Annotated in this window: 1 protein-coding gene and 1 pseudogene; both read right to left on the bottom strand. The window is 24.7% G+C overall.

The window, feature by feature from the left end; translation table 11 throughout:
* The coding region (locus KA878_RS13860) for an acyltransferase family protein (RefSeq protein ID WP_210142240.1) at positions 1-440 on the bottom strand (440 nt) is incomplete at its 3' end.
* Positions 421-647: pseudogene (locus KA878_RS13855) on the bottom strand (intercellular adhesin biosynthesis polysaccharide N-deacetylase); the annotation flags it as partial. The gene KA878_RS13860 and the pseudogene KA878_RS13855, both read right to left, overlap by 20 nt.

The raw sequence follows: 647 nt of genomic DNA, 5'->3' as shown, positions 1-647 counted from the left end.
TCAAAAATCTTACTTGAAATTTTATATATAAAATAACTTAGTATAAAATATTGTAAAATAACTATAATAAAATAACCATACCAATATCCTAAAACAACGTTTTCATAAAATTGATGTAAAAATGGACTATTTAATTTAAGCGATTCTGTATAACAGTAAAATAACCCGAGGGTTAAATAAGGAATAAAGATATATTTAAATCTAGACCATAAATATTTAAATGTTATTTTCTCATAATTCAAAGTTGTTAATAATTGAGATAAGATAATAAAACTCGGTGTACCAAAGATAACAATATTTTGAACATAATAAAGAAGTTTTAATTGGTTTATTTCAGTATCATCAATACCGTTCATCATTTGAGTTAACAAATGAGTTACAATAATAAGTATACAAATAAACGCACGTAAATATATTAACTCAGTCTTTTTTTTGTTCATTTTTAAATCCATCCCACTTCTGAATTATTTGATGAAATGCATCATTACTTACAAGTATTCGTGGAATGTAATAATTATCATCACCAGGTTCCACAGGTCTTTCCTCTAACACATAACCATATTTTATACCTGCTTTTTTCAAATTTTTCTCTTTTTCTTGATCTATTTGGCCATAAGGATATGCTAATGACTCATTATCGTAATTGA

It is taken from the genome of Staphylococcus sp. GDY8P57P (assembly GCF_017892585.1).
GTDB classification, from domain to species: domain Bacteria; phylum Bacillota; class Bacilli; order Staphylococcales; family Staphylococcaceae; genus Staphylococcus; species Staphylococcus borealis.
This window is presented reverse-complemented; position numbering and strand designations above follow the sequence as displayed.